Source organism: Saccharothrix sp. ST-888 (assembly GCF_000955975.1).
Taxonomy (GTDB): domain Bacteria; phylum Actinomycetota; class Actinomycetes; order Streptomycetales; family Streptomycetaceae; genus Kitasatospora.
The window spans coordinates 1-19,090 of sequence record NZ_JYJF01000125.1; the positions used below are offsets into that span (position 1 = coordinate 1).

The window sequence follows — 19,090 nt, forward strand, 5'->3', positions numbered from 1 at the left end:
CGCGCACGAGTTCCTGCCCGCCGCCAACGGCTATCTGCTGCGGCAGGACTGGGAGGAGGGCTTCGCCACCGCCGTCCACCTGGTGCTGGACCTGGACACCGGAGAGTACGAACTGCTCTCGGCCGGGCACCTGCCCGGGATGCAGCGGCTGTCGGGGGCCGGGCGCTGGGAGGTCCAGGAGGCGGCCGAGGGCCCGCTGCTCGGGATCTACGACGGCGCCAAGTTCGAGGGCGCGCGCGGCCGGCTGAACCGGGGCGACCTGCTGATGCTCTGCACCGACGGCATGGTCGAGGTACCGGGGCGGGACCTCTCCGAGGGCATGGACCGGCTGATGGGCGAGGCCGACCGGCTGGTCGCCGGGGCGCTGCTGCAGAGCGGCAGCCGGGGCGCGGCGGTGCGGCTGATCGAGACGGTCGCCAAGGACGTCAACGACGACCGGGCGGTCCTGCTGCTCTGGCGGCGGTGAACCGGCAGTGAAACCGAACGCCGGACAGGTGTGTCAAGTCCGGCAGCCGATCTTCGGCCAATCCTGACGGCCCGTCGACGCGGTGGTCGGGCCGGTGCCCGACCGATCGATCACCGCTGGCCGGGCCGGTGACCGTGCCCCTGCCGACATCCCGTCAGAAGCCCTCGGCTATCGTCTCGGTCGGCGGAAATTCGTCTCACATGCCAGGAACTTCGAACCCGGCTTTCGGCTATGCCTTTACGCAGTCCGCACGACCGACCACACTGAGTCGGGGCGGGACTGGTCGGTATCGGTACTCGGGGGTTGGGGGCGTCTGCATGCGGCTCTCGGTCGGCGCCGTTCGGCTGCCCGTGCCCCGCCTGACAGGCCGGGCTCCGGCATCGCCACAGGGCTTCCCGATGAAGCCCCGCAACGAAGTAAGGAAGTGAGTCCGGGTGGTGCTCTCCGTCTCCGCACTGGTGCTGTTCGGTGCCCTCGTCTTCATTTTCATCCGCAACAAGCAGTTGAAGACCAGCCACGCGGTCATCTCGGCGCTATTCGGGTTCATGCTCAGTGCGTCCACGGCGGCGGAGCCGATCAGGAACTTCCTGTCCTCGGTGGCCAAGAGCCTCCAGTCCTTCTCCGGCTGACCCGCCGTCGGGGCCGGTCTACCGTCGGGCGGACCGCAGGGCCTGCCTGACCCGTCCCAGCAGTCCCCGCCGGGGGGCGGTGACCGTGCGGAGCACGGGTTCCGGCGCGGAGCGTACGGGTGCGGGCTGCACTCCGCCCTCGGCGACCAGCAGGACGAACAGGCGTGCCCAGCAGAACCGCTCGCCGCGCGGCCAGTCCAGGGCGTGCAGTGCGGCCGAGGCGGCCTCCGAGACCTCCCCGTTCACCCGGACCTCGGCGATGTCGTCCCCGGCCCGTCCGCCGAGGAACAGCTTCACGCCGTTCAGCTGCGGACCGGTGAGCTCGGGGCGGAGCGCCTCGGCGAGGGCCGGCAGCGGCTGGTGGTCGGCCAGCCAGCCGGCCAGCTGCTCGTTGCCGAAGCCGAAGACCGCCGCCGGGCCCTGGATCGCCTGCCAGCCGGCCAGCTCGGCGGGCCGGTAGTGGTCGCCGTGCTCACCCCGGTGCTCCAGCAGCTCCACCACGGTGGAGGCGGTGGTGGTGGCCCACATCTTCACGGCGTTGTCGAGCTTCTCCTCCTCGGTCTTGCCGAGTCCTGCCGCGCAGTCCCAGACCACCGGGGCGTCCGCGCGGCCGAGGTCGAGGACGAAGCCGAGGTCCACATGACCGCTCCCGCCGTCTCCCGGGTGCTCGCGGACGGCCACCGCCGTGCTCCCCGGTCCCCGGACCACCTCGCCGTCCACCGTGAACTCCACGCCGAACTGCGCCATTTCGCGGACCACGCTGCGCTGGATGACGGCCATTCGGTCCTGCGGACGCACGGGCGGGCTCCTAGCTCGAATAAATGATCGGTAAATCGAACGCGAGGCGAGATTATCGGCCGCGAGCCCCGGCGGGAAACGGACCGTCAGTTACGCCGGGTGCGGGCGGGGTGACGGAGGTCACCGGGGATTCCCCCGGGGGCGCCGGAGCGTGTCCGATTGCATGCATACGGTGTGATTCGTGACCATCTGTACCGATCTGTCCGGCCGATCGTGACGGCGGTGACTGCGCAGAGCGGTCCGTCTCGGTCGGAGAGTGACCTCGGGCACCATCGTCTTTATGCGTCCCTTATGTCCACGCCGAGACGGGCTTGCTCTGTGTACGTCGGATCGGCTTTTCTTCTCACTCAGCCCGGCCATCGTCCGGGTCGGCCCGCCGGGTGGAACGCCGAGTCCTGCCGCTGCCCGGGGGCTGCACTTCACCGCAGTGCACGGCAGGAGCGGGGGACCCACAGGTAAGTCGCCGAGCCCGGAGATCCGGGACGGCTAGGGGCGAAGCCGCATCCGTGCGGCCGGGCTACTCCCTGCCCGAACCCGACAGCTCACCTCGCAGGCGTCGGAGAGGATTTCCCATGTCCGCACAGGACAACCGTCGTTCCCGCCTGCCCCGATCCGCCCGTCTCGCGGTCGTCGCCGGTGTGACCGGTGCCGCCCTGGCGCTGCCCGCCGCCGTGGTGACCGCCCAGGCGGCCCCGGCCTACACCTCTCCGGTCGCCAACCCGCACCTCGGCACCCCGTACCACGCAGCCGGTTCCGCCTGGGCCAGCGGCTACCACACCGGGGTGGACTTCCTGGTCTCCACCGGCACCACCGTCAAGGCGGTCACCACCGGCACCGTGGTCGCCAGCGGCTGGGGCGGCTCGTACGGCAACCAGGTCGTCATCAGGCACACCGACGGCAAGTACTCCGAGTACGCCCACCTCTCGGCCATCACCGTGAGGACCGGCCAGTCCGTGGGTGCCGGTCAGCAGATCGGCCGCTCCGGCGCCACCGGCAACGTCACCGGCCCGCACCTGCACTTCGAGGTCCGCACCGGCCCGGCGTACGGCTCCGACATCAACCCGGTGAGCTACCTCGCCGCCCACGGCGTCCGGGTCTGACGCACTCCCGGTCCGCCCGCGCAGGCTGCCGGCGATCTGACGCCGCCACAGACGACTTCGGGCCCCTGGCCGACGGTCAATCCGTCGGCCAGGGGCCCGAAGTGCTTGGAGCGGGTGACGAGAATCGAACTCGCGTGACCAGTTTGGAAGACTGGGGCTCTACCATTGAGCTACACCCGCATGCCGGAACTGCGCACACGACGCCCCCGAGCACCTGTCGGTCACGAGGACGGGGTCAGCCTACCTGGTTCGGTCGGTTGCTTGCACACTGCTTTCGGTTCCGGGCATGTCCGGCGGCCTCTCGATATAGCGGCGAGCGCGGACCGGCCGACGTGTACGCTTCCTCTCGGCACCACGGGGTGTGGCGCAGTTTGGTAGCGCGTCCGCTTTGGGAGCGGAAGGCCGTCGGTTCGAATCCGGTCACCCCGACAGTGCGGCAGGGTCTCGTCCGAGGGCGGGGCCCTGTTGGCTTTCCCGGGACTTCTGGCGTTCCGGAGGCGGTTCGGGCAACCTGGAATGTTGATCGTTCACCAAGTGTTTCGGTCAGTAGACGCCCACGCCCCGAGGACAGCGAGAACCAGATGACAGCCGCCGACCAGCCCGCCGCCCGCCGGAGGGGGCTCGACCCGAAGGTCGCCGTCGGCGCGGTCTTCGTCGCCGCACTCTTCATGTCGATCATGGACACCACGATCGTCAACGTGGCGCTGCCGTCGATCGGGCGACAGTTCGACGTGGACCCGGCCTCGGTCGGCGTGGTCAACGTCGGCTACCTGGTGAGCCTCGCCGTGTTCGTGCCGCTCTCCGGCTGGCTGGGCGACCGGTTCGGCACCCGCCGGGTCTTCCTGGCCGCGCTCACCCTGTTCACGCTCGCCTCACTGCTCTGCGGAGCCGCCGGCAGCCTCGACCAGTTGACGGCCTATCGGATCTTCCAGGGGGCGGCCGGCGGCCTGCTCACCCCGGTCGGGATGACCATGCTGTTCCGGGCCTTCCCGCAGGAGGAGCGGATGCGGGCCACCCGGGTGCTGATGCTGCCGACCGCGGTCGCGCCCGCGCTCGGGCCGGTGCTCGGCGGCTGGCTGGTGGACAGCTGGTCCTGGCACTGGGTCTTCATCGTCAATGTCCCGATCGGCGTGCTGGCCCTGGTCTTCGGCCTGCTGTTCCTGCCCGACTACCGCTCGGACGCCGCCCACCGCTTCGACCCGGCCGGGTTCCTGCTCGCCGCGCTCGGCCTCGGCCTGGCGATGTACGCGCTCTCCGAGGGGGCCGGCCGGGGCTGGGGGAGCACCGGCATCCTGGTCTCGGCCCTCCTCGGGGCGGCCGCCCTGGTGGCCCTGGTGGTGGTCGAACTCCGGCTCCCCGAACCGATGTTGGATCTGCGGCTGTTCCGCGACCGGATCTTCCGCACCGCCAACCTGCTCTCGCTCTTCTCCGGTGCCGCCTTCCTCGGCATGCTCTACCTCTTCCCACTGCTGATGCAGGACGCGCTCGGGATGGACGCCCTGCACAGCGGGCTGATGGTCTTCCCCGAGGCGATCGGCGTGATGATCGCCTCCCAGGTGGCCGGCCGGCTCTACCCGAGGGTGGGTCCGCGCAGGCTGCTCGCCGTCGGGGCGGCCGTGGTCGCGCTCTGCCTGGCGCTGATGGCGACCATCGGCCCGGACAGCAACCTCTGGGTGGTCCGGGTCCTGCTGTTCGTCACCGGGTTCGCCATGGCGCACGTCTTCATGCCCTCGCAGACCGCCGCCTTCGCCACCGTCCCGGCCCGCTCCACCGGCGGCGCGTCCACTCTCTACAACGCCCAGCGCCAGCTCGGTTCGGCGCTCGGGGTGGCCGTGCTCGGCACCGTGCTGGCCGCGATCGGCACCGTCACCACCACGTCCGGAGGTACGCCCACGGCGAACCTCGCCGCGTACCACTCCGCCTTCCTGGTGGCCGCCGCGCTGGCCCTGGTGGCGGCCGTGACGGCACTGTTCGTCCGGGATTCGGACGCTGCGGCCACCATGCGCCCGGTCGCGGCGGCCGAGCCGCGGGCCGGGGCCGAACAGGCGGCGGCACACTGATCGCGGGCGGGCCTGGCGTCGGCCTTTCGTGGTACCGGTAGGATGGGCCGCTGGCCGGTAGTGCCTGTGCATACGCCCAGGTCGACCGCCTGAGGGCGAGGAGTCAAGCTCACCGTCCACCACGTACGGGAGATGCAGCCCCAACCGCCCATCGCCCGTCTCGCCCGCACCGGATCAGCCGGACGGGCGGAGACAACCTGACCGCAAGCCCTTAGGAGACCCAACCGTGAAGAGCGCCGTCGAGACTCTGAACCCGACCCGGGTTCGACTCACCGTCGAGGTGCCCTTCGAGGAGCTCAAGCCCAGCCTCGACGCGGCGTACAAGAAGATCAACCAGCAGGTCACGGTCCCGGGCTTCCGTAAGGGCAAGATCCCGGCCAAGGTTATCGACCAGCGCTTCGGTCGTGCCGCCGTGCTGGAGGAGGCCGTCAACGACGCCCTGCCGCGCTTCTACACGCAGGCCGTCGACGAGGGCAAGATCGAGGTCCTCGGGCAGCCCGAGATCACCGACATCGAGGGTGTCGAGAAGATCGCCGATGGTGGCGACCTGAAGTTCACCGCCGAGGTCGATGTCCGCCCGGAGATCACCCTGCCGGACTTCGCCGCCATCGAGGTCACCGTCGACCCGATCGTGGTCGAGGACGCCGACGTCGAGAAGTCCCTGGAGCAGCTGCGCGAGCGCTTCTCCTCGGTCAAGGACGTCGAGCGCGCCGCCGCCGAGGGCGACGTCGTGATCGTCGACCTGGAAGCCAAGGTCGACGGTGAGGTCCCCGAGGACGGCACCGCCACCGGCGTGAGCTACGAGATCGGCTCCGGCCGCCTGCTGGACGGCATCGACGAGGCCGTCGTCGGCCTGTCCGCCGGTGACTCCAAGACCTTCACCACCGAGCTCAAGGGCGGCACCCAGGCCGGCAAGAGCTCCGAGGTCACCGTCACCGTGACCGCGGTCCAGGAGAAGGAGCTCCCCGAGCTGGACGACGAGTTCGCCCAGCTGGCGAGCGAGTTCGACACCCTGGACGAGCTGAAGGACGACTCCCGCAAGCGCCTGGAGCGCATGCGCGAGTTCGACCAGGCCACCCAGGCCCAGGAGCGCGTCCTGGACGAGCTGCTGCAGCTGGTCGAGATGGAGTACCCGGAGAAGCTCCTCAAGGACGAGATCGAGACCCGTCGCCACAACCTGGAGCACCACCAGCTGGAGCCCATGGGTCTGAACCTGGAGACCTACCTCGCGACCCAGGGCAAGACCCTGGAGGAGTTCCAGGCCGAGACCGAGGAGCAGGCGAAGAAGGGCATCAAGACCCAGTTCGTGCTCGACGAGATCGTGGCGAAGGAGGAGCTCGGCGTCAACCAGGAGGAGCTCACCGAGCACCTGATCCGCCGTGCCGCCGGTTCGGGCCTCACCCCGGACCAGTTCGCCCAGCAGGTCGTGCAGGGTGGCCAGGTGCCGCTGCTGGTCGGCGAGGTCGCCCGCGGCAAGGCGCTGGCCGCCGTGGTCGAGGCCGCCACCGTCAAGGACACCAACGGTGAGGTCGTCTCCTTCGACGACGCCGAGGACGAGGCCGAGGAGTCGGCCGAGGCCGCCACCGAGGCCTGAGTCCTCCGTAGTTCCTGATGGTGAGCCCGGGTGCCGAATGGTGCCCGGGCTCACTGTTTCCGATTGCTGACCCTGCGCTCACAGCGAACAGTTCTGCGTGGGGGATTCCGAGGCCCGGCCTGCGCGTTAGGGTCCTTAGACAGCGACATTCACACAGTGAAATCCCATAGCTGTGCGACACCGCGACGGCCCGGTGCGGCCGTCCAATTCGACTGAGCAGGTGGCTAAGTGACGTTCCCGCAGATGCAGATGCCTGGCCTCATGGCGCCGCACGCCGCCGCTGGTGACGTGCTCGGCGGCCTGGGGGACCAGGTCTACAACCGGCTGCTCAACGAGCGCATCATCTTCCTCGGCCAGCAGGTCGACGACGAGATCGCCAACAAGATCACCGCCCAGCTGCTGCTTCTGGCCGCTGACCCGGACAAGGACATCTTCCTTTACATCAACTCCCCGGGCGGCTCGATCACCGCGGGCATGGCGATCTACGACACCATGCAGTACATCAAGAACGACGTGGTGACGATCGCGATGGGCATGGCGGCCTCGATGGGCCAGTTCCTGCTCACCGCCGGCACCCCCGGCAAGCGCTTCTCGCTGCCGAACGCCAACATCCTGATGCACCAGCCCTCCGCCGGTCTCGGCGGTTCGGCCACCGACATCAAGATCCAGGCCGAGCAGCTGCTCCGCACCAAGCGGCGGATGTCCGAGCTGATCGCGCACCACAGTGGCCAGACCTTCGAGCGCGTCACCGCGGACTCCGACCGCGACCGCTGGTTCACCCCGGAGGAGGCCATGGAGTACGGCCTGATCGACAAGATCATGCACAGCGCCGCGGACGTCCCCGGCGGCGGCGGTACCGGCGCCTGAGCGCCGCCCGCATCCCCACCTCGTCCCGTACGCACTCGGAGGCCAAGAATCCCATGAACACCCCCCTGACGCCCCGCGGCGAGTTCTACGGAGCCCGCTCGGAGTCCACTGCCCCGCGGGCAGAAGGCCGCTACATCGTCCCGCGCTTCGTCGAGCGCACCTCGCAGGGCATCCGCGAGTACGACCCGTACGCCAAGCTGTTCGAGGAGCGCATCATCTTCCTCGGCTCGCAGGTGGACGACGTCTCGGCCAACGACATCATGGCCCAGCTGCTCTGCCTGGAGTCGATGGACCCGGACCGCGAGATCCAGATGTACATCAACTCGCCGGGCGGCTCCTTCACCGCGCTGACGGCGATCTACGACACGATGCAGTACGTGAAGCCGGACATCACCACGGTCTGCATGGGCCAGGCGGCCTCCGCCGCCGCGGTGCTGCTGGCCGCCGGTACGCCCGGCAAGCGGATGGCGCTGCCGAACGCCCGGATCCTGATCCACCAGCCGTACACCGAGACCGGCCGCGGCCAGGTGTCCGACCTGGAGATCCAGGCGAAGGAGATCTTCCGGATGCGCGAGCAGCTGGAGGAGATGCTGGCCAAGCACTCCAACAAGGACATCGCGCAGGTCCGTGACGACATCGAGCGCGACAAGATCCTGACGGCCGAGGAGGCCCTGGAGTACGGGCTGATCGACCAGATCATCTCGACCCGCAAGACCTCGCTGACCGACTGACCTCGGCAGCCCCGGGGCGGGGCGTACACCATGACTCACGTGATGTACGCCCCGCCCCGTTCTGTTCCTTCCGGGCCCGTGGGCCCGGCACAATCAGGTGCGGGCCTCATGCCCGCGAGACGGCATCTGTTCGGTATCAATTCGCCCAGGGCGTAGGGCAGAGCAGTCGAAGTCGGCGGATTCACCGGCTCAGCAGAGTACCGTCGGATAGCGAGACCGACCGCCGACGGCGCAGCCGGTCCACAGCACCAGGCCCCGGACCCCCGCGGGGCCCCTGGCGAAGGGGAAGCACCTCGTGGCACGCATCGGAGACGGTGGCGACCTGCTCAAGTGCTCGTTCTGCGGCAAGTCGCAGAAGCAGGTGAAGAAGCTGATCGCCGGGCCAGGCGTGTACATCTGCGACGAGTGCATCGACCTGTGCAACGAGATCATCGAGGAGGAGCTCGCGGAGAGCTCCGAGGTGCGCTTCGAGGAGCTCCCGAAGCCGCGCGAGATCTACGAGTTCCTCGATCAGTACGTGGTCGGCCAGGACTTGGCGAAGAAGGCGCTGTCCGTCGCGGTCTACAACCACTACAAGCGGGTCCAGGCGGGCGAGGCCGGCCGCAGTGGCGGGAACGGCCGCGAGGACGCGATCGAGCTGGCCAAGTCCAACATCCTGCTGCTCGGCCCGACCGGCTCCGGCAAGACGCTGCTCGCGCAGACCCTGGCCCGGATGCTCAACGTGCCGTTCGCGATCGCCGACGCCACCGCGCTCACCGAGGCGGGCTATGTCGGCGAGGACGTCGAGAACATCCTGCTGAAGCTGATCCAGGCGGCCGACTACGACGTCAAGAAGGCCGAGACGGGGATCATCTACATCGACGAGATCGACAAGGTCGCCCGCAAGAGCGAGAACCCGTCGATCACCCGTGACGTCTCCGGTGAGGGCGTCCAGCAGGCGCTGCTGAAGATCCTGGAGGGCACCACCGCCTCGGTGCCTCCGCAGGGCGGACGCAAGCACCCGCACCAGGAGTTCATCCAGATCGACACCACCAACGTGCTGTTCATCGTGGGTGGTGCGTTCGCCGGTCTGGAGCGGATCATCGAGGGCCGCGCGGGTGCCAAGGGCATCGGCTTCGGCGCCAACATCCGCTCCAAGCGGGAGCAGGACGCCAGCGACCACTTCCGTCAGGTGATGCCGGAGGACTTGGTGAAGTTCGGGATGATCCCCGAGTTCATCGGCCGGCTGCCCGTGATCACCAGCGTGCACAACCTGGACCGCGAGGCGCTGCTGCAGATCCTCACCGAGCCGAAGAACGCGCTGGTCAAGCAGTACCGCAAGCTCTTCGAACTGGACGGCGTGGAGCTGGAGTTCACCCGGGACGCGCTGGAGGCCATCGCCGACCAGGCGATCCTGCGCGGCACCGGCGCGCGCGGCCTGCGGGCGATCATGGAGGAGGTGCTGATGTCCGTGATGTACGAGGTTCCCTCGCGCCAGGACGTCGCCCGCGTGGTCGTCACCGGGGACGTGGTCTCCAAGCACGCCATCCCGACCCTGGTCCCGCGCGACATGATCAAGCGTGAGCGCCGCGACAAGAGCGCCTGACACCCGACACCGAAGGGGCCCCGCCGAGTTGGTCGGCGGGGCCCCTTCGCTGTCGGGGTGTTACTTCTGGACCTCGGAGATCACAGTGATCACGTCGAAGCCGTGACGGGTGCCGCCGAGCCTCGCGCCCTGAACGCGGTCTCCGGCTGCTGGTCGGGGAACAGCAGCCGGCCCCGGCCGCCGGCCACGGCACGGCCCTGCGGTGGCCGTGCCGTGGCCGGCGACGTGCTACTTCGCGACGACCATCGCGTCGCGGATCGCGCGGGCCTGGTCGGCCGCCTCGGACGGCGACAGCTGCGTGGCGGCACCGGTCAGCGAGATGTGGGTGAAGGTGACCGAGCCGGCGGTCGAGTGGTTGGCCCAGATGCAGACCGGGATGTCGAAGCCGCTGGAGGTGGCGACACCGCAGGAGAGCTTGCCGCCCGGGTCCTTGCCGTCCTGGGCGTCGACCGAGGCCAGCGGCGTCTTCCAGGTCATCTTGCCGGTGGCGGTGATCTGGCTGCCGGCGTCGTTGATGAACGTCGCCGGGTTGTCGAGCGTGCCGTAGGAGCCACCGATGGTGATCATGTCGGTGCTGTCCGCGCCCTTGCTGTACGTGGCGAGCACACCGCCCGCGTACGAGGTGACACCGTGGTTGCTGACGCCGGAGGCGTTGCCGGGCTGGTCCTTGGCCGACTTCTGCACATAGCCGCCGGGCAGGCTGGCCGGGGCGGAGAGCTTGTACTGGCCCGCCGTGGAGCTGCCGGGCCCGGTGCCACCCTTGCCGCCCATCAGCGCGAACGCGGCGATACCGCCGCCGCCCAGTACCACCGCGCCGATCACCAGGCCGACGATCAGTCCGGTGTTGCTCTTGCGCGGCGCGGGCGGCTGTCCGTACTGCGGGGGCTGCGGCGCGCCGTACTGGGGCGGCTGCTGCCCGTACTGGGGCGGCTGGGGCGCCCCGTACTGCGGTGCGGGCGGCTGCTGCGGGTACCCGTACTGGGGTTGCTGCGGTGCGCCGTACTGGGGCGCCGCCGGCGGCTGGCCGTAGGGCGGCTGACCCTGCGGGGGCTGCCCGTACGGTTGCTGCGGCTGGCCCTGCGGATACTGCTGCCCTTGGCCGTACATCGGCTTCGCTCTCCCCCACCGCGTCCGCGGCCTGTGTCTGGCATACGTCTGTCGTCGTCACCCGTACAAACGGGTGCACGAGTATCGGGCACGGTACCGTACCGGAGTGTCGGCCCGTCGGAGTGGCCCACCCGCAATGCGTTAGTAAGGCGCCCTCCGGCATACGTAAACTGTGCGTCGTGACCGACACGACGAACCAGCGCCCCGACGCCTCCCACCCCGGGGACAACGCAGCCACCCTTCCGACGACCTATGCTCCGGCCGAGGTAGAGGGCGAGCTGTACGAGCGCTGGGTGGACCGCGGTTACTTCACCGCCGACGCGAAGAGCGACAAGCCCGCGTACACCATCGTCATCCCGCCGCCGAACGTCACCGGTGCCCTGCACCTGGGCCACGCCTTCCAGCACACGCTGATGGACGCACTGACCCGCCGCAAGCGCATGCAGGGCTACGAGACGCTCTGGCTGCCCGGCATGGACCACGCCGGTATCGCCACCCAGAACAAGGTGGAGCAGCAGCTCGCCGAGTCCAACCTCTCCCGCCACGACCTGGGCCGCGAGGCCTTCGTCGAGAAGGTCTGGGAGTGGAAGGAGAACTACGGCGGCAGGATCCTCGGCCAGATGCGCCGCCTCGGCGACGGCGTCGACTGGTCCCGTGAGCGCTTCACCATGGACGAGGGCCTCTCGAAGGCCGTCCAGACCATCTTCAAGAAGCTCTTCGACGACGGCCTGATCTACCGCGCCGAGCGCATCATCAACTGGTGCCCGCGCTGCCTCACCGCGCTCTCCGACATCGAGGTCGAGCACGAGGACAGCCCCGGCGAGCTGGTCTCGATCCGCTACGGCGAGGGTGACGACTCGGTCGTCGTCGCCACCACCCGCGCCGAGACGATGCTGGGTGACACCGCGATCGCCGTCCACCCGGAGGACGAGCGCTACGCGCACCTGGTCGGCCGCACCGTCAAGCTGCCGCTGACGGACCGTGAGATCCCGGTCGTCGCCGACACTCACGTCGACCCGGAGTTCGGCACCGGCGCCGTCAAGGTGACCCCGGCGCACGACCCCAACGACTTCGCCATCGGCCAGCGCCACGGCCTGCCGTCGATGACCGTCATGGACGAGCACGGCGTGATCACCGTCCACGGCCCGTTCCTCGGCCTGGACCGCCTGGAGGCCCGCTCGGCCGTGGTCGGCGCACTGCGCGAGCAGGGGCGGATCGTCGAGGAGAAGCGCCCCTACATGCACGCCGTCGGCCACTGCTCGCGCTGCCACACGGTGGTCGAGCCGCGGCTGTCGCTGCAGTGGTGGGTCAAGGTCGAGCCGCTGGCGCAGGAGGCCGGCAACGCGGTGCGGGACGGCCGGGTGCAGATCCACCCGAAGGAGCTGGAGGGCCGCTACTTCTCCTGGGTCGACAACATGCACGACTGGTGCATCTCCCGCCAGCTCTGGTGGGGCCACCGGATCCCGGTCTGGTACGGCCCCGAGGGCCAGGTCGTGTGCGTCGGCCCGAACGAGGAGCCGCCGGCCGGCGAGGGCTGGCACCAGGACCCGGACGTCCTGGACACCTGGTTCTCCAGCGGCCTGTGGCCGTTCTCCACGCTGGGCTGGCCGGAGCAGACCCAGGACCTGGAGAAGTTCTACGCCACCGACGTCCTGCTCACCGGCCACGACATCATCTTCTTCTGGGTCGCCCGGATGATGATGTTCGGCCTGTACGCGATGGACGGCAAGGCGCCGTTCCACACCATCGCGCTGACCGGCCTGGTCCGCGACCAGTTCGGCAAGAAGATGTCCAAGTCCTCCGGCACCGCCGTCGACCCGCTCGACTGGATGGACGCCTATGGCGCGGACGCCGTCCGCTTCACCCTGGCCCGCGGCGCCAACCCCGGCGCAGACGTGCCGATCGGCGAGGACTGGGTCCAGGGCTCGCGCAACTTCTGCAACAAGATCTGGAACGCCACCCGCTTCGCCTTGATGAACGGCGCGACGATCGAGGGCGAGCTGCCCGCCGCCGAGCAGCTGACGGCCGCCGACCGCTGGATCCTCTCCCGGCTCAACGCGACGGTCGCCGAGGCCGACGCGCTGTACGACGACTACCAGTTCGCCAAGCTGGCCGACCTGCTGTTCCACTTCGCCTGGGACGAGGTCTTCGACTGGTACGTCGAGCTCTCCAAGACCACCCTGGCCAAGGGCGGCGCGCAGGCCGACGCCTCGCGCCGGGTGCTCGGCGAGGTCCTGGACGTCACGCTGCGCCTGCTCCACCCGGTGGTCCCGTTCGTCACCGACACCCTGTGGACCACGCTCACCGGCGCCGAGTCGCTGGTGGTCACCGAGTGGCCCAAGGACAGCGGCTTCCGGGACGCGGCGGCCGAGTCGGAGATCGCCACCCTGCAGCAGGTCGTCACCGAGGTCCGCCGGTTCCGTTCGGACCAGGGCCTGAAGCCGGGGCAGCGCGTCCCGGCCCAGCTGGAGCTGGCCGGCACCGTGCTCGTCCCGCACGAGGACGCGATCCGCTCGCTGCTGCGCCTGACCGAGCCGGAGGCCGGCTTCCACGCCACCGCCTCGCTGCCGGTCGCCGGTGCCACCGTGGCCCTGGACCTCTCCGGCACCATCGACGTCGCGGCCGAGCGCAAGCGCCTGGCCAAGGACCTTGCGGCGGCCGAGAAGGAGAAGGCGCAGACCTCCGGCAAGCTCGGCAACGAGGCCTTCCTGGCCAAGGCCCCGGACGACGTGGTCGCCAAGATCCGCACCCGCCAGGCCGCCGCCGAGGCCGACATCGCCCGGATCACCGCCCAGTTGGCCTCGCTGCCGCAGGGCTGATTCCCACCCGGCACTCCCGAGGGCCGTACCACCCGCTCACCCGCGGGCGGTACGGCCCTCGACTGCTTTACGGGCAGAGGGAGTTGAAGAAAGGGAGGGCTAAAGACCGGTGGGCTTAGGGGATTTGACCAGGCTGCCATTCGGCAGTGCGGCGACAGTTCCTGATAGCCCGTTCGGCCGAATTCCCCGACGGTCCCACCGAAGGCGGATGTGCACGAAGAGTTGGAAACGGCACAAGAGTCGACTACTCGGGAGAGTGGGCAGGTCCCCCGGCCGGCGGCGGTCGGCTGCCGGTGTGCGGGATGCGCCGCTGCGGCCGAGTCCACCGAGTCGGCGGACGGACTGCCGACCGTAATTGAGGGGATACCCGTCCCATTCCCGGGTATTGCCTTCCAGTGGAAGTCCCGTTGTCGTCCGCGCCTGTTACCCGCGCGAGTTCACCGAATTTTGCAGGTGAACTGTGTACGGTGTGCAGGAGTTCAGCAGCGGGTGTTGCGACGGACGGAGGGCACGGCGTGGCGGTGACCGAGGAGTTGGCCGACGAGCTGCCTGTGGAGGAGGTCGAGGCGGCCAAGTCCCGTGCGGCGACCCTGTTGCTCGCCTTCCGGCACGGCAATCAACTGGCTTTCGACCACGAACTGGACTGCCTGCTGGAGGAAGGCGCCGAGCGCGAGGTGACCTCCCTGCTGGTGTGGATCGCCGCCGAGGCGGTCCGCAAGGCGTATGCGCCGGTGGTGGGCGACCGGGTGCTGCGGTCGCTGGCCCGGCGGGCACCGCTGGACACCGGGGCGGTCGCGGTGGACGAGGACGGGGCGGGCGCGGCCCGGCTGGTCGAGGCGGTCGGCGCGGGCGATGTGGCGACGGTGCGGGCGCTGGTGGCCTCCACGGCCGACACCACCTACCTGCTGGGCGGCCTGCTGCAGGCGGTCGCGATGATGCTGCCGCTGCTGCCGGAGGGGGAGGCCGAGGAGGTGGTGGCCGAACTGCGGTCGCGGCACAGCGACCGGACCGGCCGGCCCGCCGGAATCCCGGAGGCCCGGCAGTCCTGACCGACCCTCGGGCCCGGGTCGTCGCCGGACGTCCTTCACGTTCAGCGCCGGCCGGTGTCAGGCCGCCAGAGCGGTGGACCCGGCCAGGGCTGCGGTCAGCCGGGCGATCCGGGCCGAGGCCAGGCCGTCGCCGTACGGGCTGGGAGTGCCGGCGAGCCGGGAGAGGCGCTGCGGGGTGTCGGAGAGCCACTCCCCGGCGACGGCGCCGAGTTCGGGGCCCGGCTGGACCAGCACGGCGAACCCCGTGTCGATCGCCTCGGGCCGTTCGGTGGAGCGCCGCACCACCAGCAGCGGACGCCCGAGCACCGTGCACTCCTCCTGCACCCCGCCCGAGTCGGAGACCAGCAGCGCGGCATGCCGGGCCAGCCCCAGGAAGTCGGCGTACCCGACCGGATCGGCGTCGGCGAGCCGGCCGACCAGCGGGGTCAGCCCGTGCCGATCGACCGCCGCCCGGGTGCGCGGGTGCATCGGGAACAGGACCGGAGTACCGGCGCGGGCGATCTGGTCCAGCCCGGCCGGCACGGCGCCGAGCGCATCGGCGGTGTCGGTGTTCTCCGGCCGGTGCACGGTGGCCAGGACGTACCTGTCGGCCGTCAGCCCGTGGCGGGCGAGCAGCGCGGCCCTGGCCCGGGAGCCGGGCAGCTGCCGCCGGACCACCTCGACCACGGTGTTGCCGGTCGGCGCGATCCGTTCCGCGGGCAGCGACTCGGCGCGCAGCTGGGCGGAGTTGGCCTCGGTGGCGGCGCAGAGCAGGTCGGCGATGTGGTCCACCATCACCCGGTTGTGCTCCTCGGGCATCGCCCGGTCGTGGCTGCGCAGCCCGGCCTCGACGTGCACCAGCGGGATGCCCCGGGCGTTGGCGGCGAGCGCGCCGGCCAGGGTGGCGTTGGTGTCGCCCTGGACCACTACGGCGGCGGGCTGGTCGGCGGCGAAGGCGGTGTCCAACTGGTCCAGTGCGGCGGCGATCTGTCCGGCGCGCGGCCGGCCGCCCACGCCGGTGAGCAACTCGGGCTCCGGCAGGTCGAGTTCACGCAGGAAGCGGCCGGACATCGCCTCGTCCCAGTGCTGGCCGGTGTGTACCAGGCGGGCGGCGGGGCCGAGTTCGTGGATCAGCGGGGCGAGCTTGACCAGTTCGGGGCGGGTGCCGAGAACGACCGCGATGCCGGCCGTGCCGGGGTGGTGGGGAAGGTGGTGCAGGGACATCGTCTCTCCGTGGACCGGTCAGGCTTCGAGTGCGGTGGGGGCGCCGACGGCGGTGAGTTCGGCGTTCCGCCGGGTCTTGGCCCAGCCGTTGCGGCCGAGCAGCAGTCGCACCGCGGCCCGGACGGCGACCACGAAGAGGTGGTAGGTGTAGAGCCAGAGCAGCAGGCCCCACAGCAGGCCGGTCCGCCGGCTCCGTTCGGGACGGACCGACGTGCGGTAGACCGCGCCCCAACGCACCAGCGGCAGCGCGGCGATCACGAAGGCGATGAGCATCAGCAGGCCGAAGCGCTGCTCGAAGACGGCGGCATCCTGCGGGTAGCAGATCCGGGTGGCCAGCGAGATGCCCAGCGAGACCGGGGTGAGCAGGACCAGCAGGACGCAGACCACCGGCTGCAGGAAGGTGTACAGCACCTCGGCCTTGCCCGCGAGGGTGTAGTGCGGCGAGCGCAGCACGCGGGGGTTGTAGCGCAGGCGCTGCATGTTGCCCTGGGCCCAGCGGGTGCGCTGGGTGAGGAAGCGCCGGACGGAGACCAGGCCCTCCTGGGAGACCCGGGTCTCGTGCACATGGGTCAACCGGTAGCCGGCCAGCCGCAGTTCGAGTCCGGACTCGTAGTCCTCCAGCAGTGCCCGCTCGGGCCACGGGGCGCCGGTGCCCCGGCCGAGCTCGTCGAGTGCGGTGAGCCGGACGAACTGGCCGTTGCCGCCGAGGCCGACGCTGCCGGTGCGGCGGCGCTGGACCAGGTGGATCCGCGGATCGCGTGCGGCGGCTTCGAGCACCAGCTCGCGGGTGCGGTCGTCGCTGTCGTCGTCCACCACCCAAAGATGCGCGCGCGGGGTGGAGGCGCGCAGCCCGTCGAGGGTCGCGGTGATCACGGCGTCCTCGTCGCGGCAGGGGACCACCAGGTGCCACTGGAAGACGTCCGGGTCGCCGGGCTCGGCGGGCCGGTTGTGGCGGAAGGCGTGCGCGGACCCGGCCCAGTACAGCAGGAAGCGGCCGAAGTCGACCATCATGTAGGCGAGCAGTGCCAGCGATACCAGCTGCGCCGCCCCGAGGACTGCCACCTCGTGGGCGACGAAGAAGTTGTGCAATGAACCGGTCCCGTGAGCTTCGAATCAACGGCAAATAGCGACATTTGGCAACGAATCCATGCTAAATGATCATTTTTACTCTGTCTTGGTGAAGTGATGACCCTCACCCGGGACGGCCTGCTCCGACCCGGTGACCGCAGCTCCGTAGACTGAGGGCGTGAGCGACAAGGCCGAGCAGAACCCGTACACGATCCGCCCCACCAGCAGCGACCCCGCCGACCCGGTGGCCGGGCTGCGCGAGGTGGAGGCCGAGCTGGCCAAGCGCTGGCCGGAGAACAAGCTGGAGCCCTCGCTCGACCGGATCGAGGCCCTGATGGACATCCTCGGCCAGCCCCAGCGCTCCTACCCCTCGATCCACATCACCGGCACCAACGGCAAGACCTCCACCGCCCGGATGATCGAGCAGCTGCTGAACGGCTTCGAGCTGCGCACCGGCCGCTACACCAGCCCGCACGTGGAGTCCGTCACCGAGCGGATCAGCCTGGACGGCAGTCCCATCCCGGTCGAGAGGTTCGTCGAGACCTACCGCGACATCGAGCCCTATGTGCAGATGGTCGACGCGCAACAGCCGGTGGCGATGTCCTTCTTCGAGGTGCTGACCGGCATGGCGTACGCGGCCTTCGCCGACGCCCCGGTGGACGTGGCCGTCGTCGAGGTCGGGATGGGCGGCTCCTGGGACGCCACCAACGTGATCGACGCCGCCGTCTCGGTGATCACCCCGATCGGTCTCGACCACACCGACAAGCTCGGCGAGACGACGGGCGAGATCGCGGTCGAGAAGTCCGGGATCATCAAGCAGGGCGCCCTCGCCGTGGTCGCCCAGCAGCCGCTGGACGCCGCCCAGACCATCCTCAAGCGGGCTGTCGAGGTGGACGCCACGGTGGCCCGCGAGGGCATGGAGTTCGGCGTGATCCACCGTGAGGTCGCGGTCGGCGGGCAGATGGTGACGCTGCGCGGGCTCGGCGGCTACGAGTACGAGGAGATCTTCCTCCCGCTGCACGGCGCCCACCAGGCGCACAACGCGGTCCTGGCGCTGGCGGCGGTCGAGGCGTTCTTCGGCGTCGGCGGCGCGCGCGGCGGGAACCTGGACCCGGACAAGGTGCGCCAGGCGTTCTCCGGCGTCCGCTCGCCGGGCCGCCTGGAGGTCGTCCGCCGCAGCCCCACCGTGATCCTGGACGCCGCGCACAACCCGCACGGCGCCGAGGCGACCGTCGCCGCGATCGGCGAGTCCTTCGGCTTCAGCAAGCTGGTCGGAGTGATCGCCACCAGCGGCGACAAGGACGTCTCGGGGCTGCTGGAGGTCTTCGAGCCGATCCTGGCCGAGGTGGTCATCACCCAGAACTCCACCCACCGCGCGATGCCGGTGGACGAGCTGGCCGCGCTGGCCGTGGAGATCTTCGGTGAGGACCGGGTCCAGGTGGAGCCGCGCCTGGACGACGCCATCGAGGCGGCCGTCACCCTTGCGGAGGAGGAGGACCTCGGCGGCGCCGGCGTCCTGGTCACCGGTTCGGTCATCACGGTGGGCGAGGCCCGCCTGCTGCTCGGGAGGAAGTAGTCATGCGGACCCTGTGCTCCTCGACGCTGATCGGCGAGGCGCTGCTGGTGATGTTCGCAGGCCTGGTGGCCATGCAGCTCAGCGACGTCTCCACCGCCACCATCTGGACGGTCAGCGGGATCGCGATGCTGCTGTGCATCCTGCTCTGCGGCGCGATCACCCGGCCCGGCGCGGTCGCCGTCGGCTGGGCGCTCCAGCTCGGCCTGATCGCCAGCGGCTTCGTCCTGCCGACCATGTTCGGCCTGGGCGTGGTCTTCGCGGGCCTGTGGTGGTGCTCGGTGCACTACGGCCGCAAGATCGACGAGATCAAGGCGGCTCGCGCGGCCGCAGCAGCCGTCTGACCTGGTGGAAGCAGCCCGGCCGGGAAGGCGGGCTGCTCACCCGAGGTAATCTCTGGGCAAGGCCGCATACACCATGCCCTACCGATTCCCCAGGAGC

General features: G+C 70.1%; 16 protein-coding genes, 2 tRNA genes and 1 riboswitch. Of the genes, 13 read left to right on the forward strand and 5 right to left on the reverse strand.

What is annotated here, in order from left to right; genetic code table 11:
* The coding region (locus UK12_RS28375; RefSeq protein WP_045306042.1) for a PP2C family protein-serine/threonine phosphatase at positions 1 to 466 on the forward strand (466 nt) is incomplete at its 5' end.
* Positions 467 to 900: 434 nt separating this feature from the next.
* Entirely contained in the window at positions 901 to 1,095 is a 195-nt protein-coding gene (locus UK12_RS28380; RefSeq protein ID WP_045306043.1) for a hypothetical protein, read from the forward strand.
* Between the two features lie 18 nt (positions 1,096 to 1,113).
* Here UK12_RS28380 and UK12_RS28385 read toward each other — a convergent pair whose 3' ends face one another.
* A complete protein-coding gene (locus UK12_RS28385) occupies positions 1,114 to 1,893 on the reverse strand; it encodes a DUF6348 family protein (RefSeq protein ID WP_156178979.1) in 780 nt (259 codons plus the stop codon).
* 413 nt (positions 1,894 to 2,306) lie between these two features.
* Positions 2,307 to 2,462: riboswitch (cyclic di-AMP (ydaO/yuaA leader) on the forward strand.
* 3 nt (positions 2,463 to 2,465) lie between these two features.
* Here UK12_RS28385 and UK12_RS28390 point away from each other — a divergent pair.
* A complete protein-coding gene (locus UK12_RS28390; RefSeq protein WP_082120018.1) occupies positions 2,466 to 2,993 on the forward strand; it encodes a M23 family metallopeptidase in 528 nt (175 codons plus the stop codon).
* A gap of 106 nt (positions 2,994 to 3,099) precedes the next feature.
* Here UK12_RS28390 and UK12_RS28395 read toward each other — a convergent pair.
* Positions 3,100 to 3,173, reverse strand: a tRNA-Gly gene (locus tag UK12_RS28395).
* 175 nt (positions 3,174 to 3,348) lie between these two features.
* Between UK12_RS28395 and UK12_RS28400 the strand changes: the two genes are divergently transcribed.
* The 6 genes from UK12_RS28400 (at position 3,349) to clpX (ending at position 9,830) form a co-directional block, all read left to right on the forward strand.
* A tRNA-Pro gene (locus UK12_RS28400) sits at positions 3,349 to 3,422 on the forward strand.
* 152 nt (positions 3,423 to 3,574) lie between these two features.
* Positions 3,575 to 5,053: an MDR family MFS transporter gene (locus UK12_RS28405; protein ID WP_045306045.1), complete on the forward strand. Its 1,479-nt coding sequence runs from the start codon at positions 3,575 to 3,577 to the stop codon at positions 5,051 to 5,053.
* Positions 5,054 to 5,279: 226 nt separating this feature from the next.
* On the forward strand, positions 5,280 to 6,647 hold the full coding sequence (tig, locus tag UK12_RS28410) for a trigger factor (protein ID WP_045306046.1): 1,368 nt from the start codon (positions 5,280 to 5,282) through the stop codon (positions 6,645 to 6,647).
* Between the two features lie 243 nt (positions 6,648 to 6,890).
* Positions 6,891 to 7,514, forward strand: a complete 624-nt coding sequence (locus tag UK12_RS28415; RefSeq protein WP_045306054.1) for an ATP-dependent Clp protease proteolytic subunit — start codon at positions 6,891 to 6,893, stop codon at positions 7,512 to 7,514.
* A gap of 53 nt (positions 7,515 to 7,567) precedes the next feature.
* Complete coding sequence (locus UK12_RS28420; protein WP_045306047.1) at positions 7,568 to 8,245, forward strand: ATP-dependent Clp protease proteolytic subunit; 678 nt, start codon at positions 7,568 to 7,570, stop codon at positions 8,243 to 8,245.
* 295 nt (positions 8,246 to 8,540) lie between these two features.
* Positions 8,541 to 9,830: an ATP-dependent Clp protease ATP-binding subunit ClpX gene (clpX, locus tag UK12_RS28425; RefSeq protein ID WP_045306048.1), complete on the forward strand. Its 1,290-nt coding sequence runs from the start codon at positions 8,541 to 8,543 to the stop codon at positions 9,828 to 9,830.
* A 228-nt stretch (positions 9,831 to 10,058) separates the two neighbouring features.
* On the opposite strand, the gene UK12_RS28430 is transcribed toward clpX, so the two are convergent.
* The gene (locus tag UK12_RS28430) at positions 10,059 to 10,937 is read right to left on the reverse strand and encodes a hypothetical protein (RefSeq protein ID WP_052682213.1); all 879 of its coding nucleotides are present in this window, start codon (positions 10,935 to 10,937) and stop codon (positions 10,059 to 10,061) included.
* 179 nt (positions 10,938 to 11,116) lie between these two features.
* Between UK12_RS28430 and UK12_RS28435 the strand changes: the two genes are divergently transcribed.
* A complete protein-coding gene (locus tag UK12_RS28435) occupies positions 11,117 to 13,756 on the forward strand; it encodes a valine--tRNA ligase (protein WP_045306049.1) in 2,640 nt (879 codons plus the stop codon).
* A gap of 515 nt (positions 13,757 to 14,271) precedes the next feature.
* On the forward strand, positions 14,272 to 14,805 hold the full coding sequence (locus UK12_RS28440; RefSeq protein WP_045306050.1) for a hypothetical protein: 534 nt from the start codon (positions 14,272 to 14,274) through the stop codon (positions 14,803 to 14,805).
* 57 nt (positions 14,806 to 14,862) lie between these two features.
* Here the strand turns inward: UK12_RS28440 and wecB are convergent, their stop codons facing one another.
* Together wecB and UK12_RS28450 are read right to left on the reverse strand one after the other, a co-directional pair.
* Positions 14,863 to 16,008, reverse strand: coding sequence for a non-hydrolyzing UDP-N-acetylglucosamine 2-epimerase (wecB, locus tag UK12_RS28445; protein ID WP_045306051.1), 1,146 nt, complete (start codon positions 16,006 to 16,008; stop codon positions 14,863 to 14,865).
* An 18-nt stretch (positions 16,009 to 16,026) separates the two neighbouring features.
* Complete coding sequence (locus UK12_RS28450; RefSeq protein ID WP_052682214.1) at positions 16,027 to 17,097, reverse strand: glycosyltransferase; 1,071 nt, start codon at positions 17,095 to 17,097, stop codon at positions 16,027 to 16,029.
* A gap of 157 nt (positions 17,098 to 17,254) precedes the next feature.
* Here UK12_RS28450 and folC point away from each other — a divergent pair, with 157 nt between their 5' ends.
* Positions 17,255 to 18,652 carry a bifunctional tetrahydrofolate synthase/dihydrofolate synthase gene (gene folC / locus UK12_RS28455; RefSeq protein WP_082120019.1) on the forward strand — a complete coding sequence of 466 codons (1,398 nt, stop codon included), beginning with the start codon at positions 17,255 to 17,257 and terminating at the stop codon, positions 18,650 to 18,652.
* 2 nt (positions 18,653 to 18,654) lie between these two features.
* Positions 18,655 to 18,993, forward strand: coding sequence for a DUF4233 domain-containing protein (locus tag UK12_RS28460; RefSeq protein ID WP_045306052.1), 339 nt, complete (start codon positions 18,655 to 18,657; stop codon positions 18,991 to 18,993).
* The last annotated feature ends 97 nt before the right edge of the window (positions 18,994 to 19,090 follow it).

What these genes read in the sequence shown, in the direction of transcription:
- UK12_RS28405 (WP_045306045.1), top strand. Translation starts at nt 3,575, where the DNA reads ATGACAGCCGCCGACCAGCCCGCCGCCCGCCGGAGGGGGCTCGACCCG.
- UK12_RS28460 (WP_045306052.1), top strand. Translation starts at nt 18,655, where the DNA reads ATGCGGACCCTGTGCTCCTCGACGCTGATCGGCGAGGCGCTGCTGGTG.
- UK12_RS28420 (WP_045306047.1), top strand. Translation starts at nt 7,568, where the DNA reads ATGAACACCCCCCTGACGCCCCGCGGCGAGTTCTACGGAGCCCGCTCG.
- UK12_RS28415 (WP_045306054.1), top strand. Translation starts at nt 6,891, where the DNA reads ATGCAGATGCCTGGCCTCATGGCGCCGCACGCCGCCGCTGGTGACGTG.
- wecB (WP_045306051.1), bottom strand. Translation starts at nt 16,008, where the DNA reads ATGTCCCTGCACCACCTTCCCCACCACCCCGGCACGGCCGGCATCGCG.
- UK12_RS28430 (WP_052682213.1), bottom strand. Translation starts at nt 10,937, where the DNA reads ATGTACGGCCAAGGGCAGCAGTATCCGCAGGGCCAGCCGCAGCAACCG.
- UK12_RS28390 (WP_082120018.1), top strand. Translation starts at nt 2,466, where the DNA reads ATGTCCGCACAGGACAACCGTCGTTCCCGCCTGCCCCGATCCGCCCGT.